Source organism: uncultured Clostridium sp. (assembly GCF_934754915.1).
In the GTDB taxonomy this organism is placed as follows: domain Bacteria; phylum Bacillota; class Clostridia; order Clostridiales; family Clostridiaceae; genus Clostridium.
This window is the reverse complement of sequence record NZ_CAKVKB010000203.1, coordinates 1-4,609: the sequence shown is the minus strand read 5'-3', so window position 1 is coordinate 4,609 and position 4,609 is coordinate 1. Positions and strand designations below refer to the sequence as shown.

3 protein-coding genes and 1 pseudogene are annotated in these 4,609 nt (G+C 41.0%); all 4 read left to right on the top strand.

The features are described from left to right. A partial coding sequence (locus tag Q0F58_RS17370) for a hypothetical protein (protein WP_294379127.1) occupies positions 1–270 on the top strand: 270 nt, incomplete at its 5' end. A 192-nt stretch (positions 271–462) separates the two neighbouring features. Continuing rightward, on the top strand, positions 463–2,835 hold the full coding sequence (gene hsdR, locus Q0F58_RS17365) for an EcoAI/FtnUII family type I restriction enzme subunit R (protein WP_294379126.1): 2,373 nt from the start codon (positions 463–465) through the stop codon (positions 2,833–2,835). Positions 2,836–2,838: 3 nt separating this feature from the next. After that, on the top strand, positions 2,839–4,356 hold the full coding sequence (locus tag Q0F58_RS17360) for a class I SAM-dependent DNA methyltransferase (RefSeq protein ID WP_294379125.1): 1,518 nt from the start codon (positions 2,839–2,841) through the stop codon (positions 4,354–4,356). Beyond that, positions 4,346–4,609: pseudogene (locus Q0F58_RS17355) on the top strand (restriction endonuclease subunit S); the annotation flags it as partial. The gene Q0F58_RS17360 and the pseudogene Q0F58_RS17355, both read left to right, overlap by 11 nt.

The following is a 4,609-nucleotide window of genomic DNA, read 5'->3' as shown; positions in this document are numbered from 1 at the left end:
TTTGATTATAAGAGTAATACCTGTTATTATATTCAAAACATTATGATGCATGAAAATCTTAGAAAGTTTAACCAATATGTTGAAAGATCGGATGAGTTATTCGATAATACAGATTCAGAATATGTTAAGCTGATTTTAAGAAAGATTTTTCGTAAACATTGCTTAGATAATACTGTGTTATATAGAGGTGAAGGACAAAAATATATCGATAAGTATTTAGGATGTAAAAATATAGTTGCTTTACGTCTTACCCACAGTAAAAAAGATTAGTGGACGTTATACTGGTCCTGCCCCAGTTGGTCGTTTAATTTGATAAGATTACGACCTAACTTATCAAAAATATAATTATGTCATCTTGCCACATTGATAACGTCCACCACCTTATATATACTCAAAAAACTTAATTTTTATACTCGTCAACTTCCGATAATGCAAAATTATCGGAACATTGGAGGAGATACAATGAGTAGCATATTTGATAAAAAGCAAATGACCGAAGAAGATATAAAATTAAACTTCATCACACCGGCGATAAAGGCAAAAGGCTGGGGCGGTAAAATCACGATGGAAACAAAAATTACCGACGGACGAATCAATCTGAAAGGTAATATCGCTTCCAGAGAAGCGCCGAAAAAAGCCGATTATATTTTGTATCTTAATAGCGCAAATCCGCTTGCCGTGGTGGAAGCAAAGGATAATAACCACAGCATTTCTTTCGGTATGCAACAGGCAAAATTATACGCTGAAATGCTGGACGTTAAATTTGCTTACAGTTCTAACGGCGACGGTTTTCAGGAATTCGACTTTTTGACCGGCACCGAGCGCGAAATAACGCTTGAAGAATTTCCTACTCCCAATGAATTATACGCAAGATACAATGCCGAAATAAACGACGGTAGCGGGTTGTCAAAGACGGAATTGTCCTTTATCAATCAACCGTTTTATACAAGTCAGACGACATATCCTCCAAGATATTACCAAAGAAACGCCGTAAACCGCACATTGGACGCAATCGCAAAAGGCAAAAATCGTCTGTTGCTCGTTATGGCTACCGGCACAGGTAAAACCTACACCGCTTTTCAGATTGTATATCGTCTTTTGCAAACGGGCGCTAAACAAAAAATCCTTTATCTTGCTGATAGAAACAATCTTATCGACCAGACAATCGGCGGCGATTTCAAACCGTTGGAAAAAGTAATACATAAAATCAATTTCCTTAAGGACGACCGCACGACAATCGCATCGTATCAGGTCTATTTTTCGCTGTATCAGCAACTCGCAGGCAACAAAAAAGAAGATGATGACGAAAGCGACGAAGAAGTGCTTGCAAGGTACAGCAAACTTTTTGATAAAGACTTCTTCGATTTAATTATCGTTGACGAGTGTCATCGCGGCTCGGCAAAAGAAAACAGCCGTTGGCGTAAAATTTTGGAATACTTTTCTTCTGCCACACAAATCGGTATGACCGCCACGCCGAAAGAAACGCAGTCGATTTCCAACATCGACTATTTTGGCGAGCCTATTTATATTTATAGCCTTAAAGAAGGCATTGCCGACGGATTTCTTGCTCCGTTCAAGGTTATCAACGTAAAATCCGATATCGGCGACGGTTGGAGACCGAGAAAAGGACAAGTCGATATTTACGGCTATGAAATAGAAGACCGCATTTACAACAACAGTGATTTTGACTATAAAATTATTATTCAGGACAGAATCGATATGGTTGCGCGAGAAGTTACTAATTACCTCAAAGCAACCGACCGTATGGCGAAGACTATCGTTTTTTGTGCCACCGAAGATGCCGCCGAGCGTATGCGCGTTGCTCTCACCAATTGCAATGCCGATATGATTGCAAAAAATTCCGATTATGTGGTGCGCATTACGGGCAGCGACGATTACGGCAAAAGCAAACTGGACTATTTTATCTCTGTTTCAGTACAGTACCCTGTAATTGCGACGACTTCAAAATTGCTTTCGACCGGCGCCGACTGTAAAATGGTAAAGTTGATTGTTTTAGACGAAATGATTAACTCTATGACGGAATTCAAGCAAATTATCGGTCGCGGTACACGAATCAGGGAGCAGGACGGAAAGACGCATTTTATGATAATGGACTTCCGCGGCGTTACAAGACTGTTTGCCGATCCCGATTGGGACGGTCCTGTGGAACAAGATGAAAATTTTGTACACGTTACTCCATCTGATCCGCCGAGCGGAACAGTAATAGATACTCCGCCGACTCCGCCTATGCCGCCAAAACATAAATGGGTTGTCGATAATCGCGGTTGCAGAGTTCAGGTCTTGCAAAAAGTCGTGTCTATTTACGACGTAGACGGAAAACTGTTGCGACAGGAAAGCATTATCGACTACACCAAAGCAAATATTTTCGGCGAATTTGCAACGTTAAGCGATTTCATTTCGTCGTGGAGCGCGGAAGAAAAGAAAGAAAAAATTTACGAGTTATTCTTGCAAAAGGGCATTGACCTTGACCAAGTAAAAGCAGACGAAAATATGTCCGACGTGGATGATTTCGATTTTATTTGCCACGTTGCTTACAATCAAAAGCCGCTCACAAGGAAAGAACGTGCTGAAAACGTTAAAAAACGGAATGTTTTCGGTAAATATGGCGAAGCAGCGCGAGAAGTTTTGAATGCGCTTCTCGATAAGTATGCCGACAGCAGTATATACGAAATCGAAGATACCGATGTGCTGAAACTCGATCCTTTCACTAAGTTCGGCAAGCCTTCAAAAATCGCCCAACTTTTCGGTGGCAAAGAAGGTTATCTCGAAGCAGTCAGACTATTAAAACAAGAAATTTACAAGGCGGTAGCATAACAAATGAGTAACGTATCTGGATTTGTCAAAAGAGTAAGAGATATTATGCGCAACGACGCGGGTATCAATGGCGACGCGCAAAGAATAGAACAGATTGCCTGGATGCTGTTTTTGAAAGTGTATGATAGCCAAGAGAACAACTGGGAAATGGACGAAGATCCTTATAAATCCATTATTCCCGATCAATGCCGTTGGCGTAATTGGGCACACGACGAAAGCGGGAAAGGTTTAACCGGAGACGCACTCCTTGATTTCGTCAATAATAAATTATTCCCCGTATTAAAGGGCAAAGACATCAAAAATTCAGACGGCGAAGTCATTATCAAAGGTATTGAAATATCAACCGATACCCCGATAAAGAAAGCAATCGTAAGAACTACCTTTGAAGATGCGAACAACTATATGAAGGACGGCGTTTTACTCCGTCAGGTCATTAGCGTTATCGACGAATTGGATTTGAGCGATTATAACGAAAGCCACGCATTTGGAGAAATCTATGAAACTATTTTGCGCGAATTGCAAAGCGCAGGTGCTTCGGGTGAGTTTTACACTCCCCGTGCCGTTACCGATTTTATGGCAAAAATGATAAATCCGCAAATCGGCGAACACGTTGCGGACTTTGCTTGCGGTACGGGCGGATTTTTAACCAGTTGGTTGAAAGAATTGGACAAAAAGAAAACTTCTACCGATGACGTAGAAGCCTATGAAAATTCCGTTTACGGTATTGAAAAGAAACAGTTTCCGTATATGCTTTGTGTAACAAATCTTTTGTTGCACGATATCGATATGCCGAGAATTTATCACGATAATTCGCTCCTTCGCGACGTTCTGGACTACACGGATAAAGACAAATTTGAAGTGGTTCTTATGAATCCCCCTTATGGCGGAAACGAAAAGGCGGACGTAAAAAATCACTTTCCGTCCGATTTGGCAAGCAGTGAAACGGCTGATTTGTTTATGTCCGTCATTATGTATCGTTTGAAAGATAACGGGCGGGCGGCGGTTATTCTTCCCGACGGATTTTTGTTTGGTACGGATAACGCGAAAGTTGCTATCAAAAAGAAACTGCTGTCGGAATTTAATCTTCATACGGTAATTCGTATGCCGCACAGCGTTTTTGCGCCGTACACTTCTATTACGACGAATATTTTATTCTTCGATAAAACCGGCGGAACGAAGGAAACGTGGTTCTATCGCCTTGATATGCCCGAAGGTTATAAAAACTTTTCCAAAACTAAGCCTATGAAGTTGGAACACTTCCAACCTGCTATGGATTGGTGGAACAACCGTGAAGAAATCATCGTTGACGACGCGCCCAAAGCAAAGAAATACACTTTGCAGGAAATCGTAGATAACAATTATAATATCGACCTTTGCGGTTATCCGCATGAAGAAGAAGAAATTCTCGCTCCGCAAGACTTAATCAATAATTACCGTGAAAAGCGTGCCAGTTTGGATGCTGATATTGATAGAGTTCTCGGGGAAATTATGGCGCTTTTGGGTGGTAAAAATGAAGGCTGAACAATTAAGAAAATCCATACTTCAATTAGCAATTCAGGGTAAACTCGTTCCGCAAGATCCTGCCGACGAGCCTGCTTCCGTTTTGCTTGAACGTATCCGCGCAGAAAAGCAACGCCTGATAAAAGAAGGTAAAATCAAAAAAGATAAAGGCGATTCCGTCATCTTCAAAGGTGATGATAATTGCTATTATGAGAAGACGGGTTCGGAAGTCAAAAATATTACCGATGAAATACCGTTTGATATACCTGATTCT

Excerpts from the sequence above, each read along its gene's own strand:
- hsdR (WP_294379126.1), top strand. The coding sequence starts at position 463 with ATGAGTAGCATATTTGATAAAAAGCAAATGACCGAAGAAGATATAAAA.
- Q0F58_RS17360 (WP_294379125.1), top strand. The coding sequence starts at position 2,839 with ATGAGTAACGTATCTGGATTTGTCAAAAGAGTAAGAGATATTATGCGC.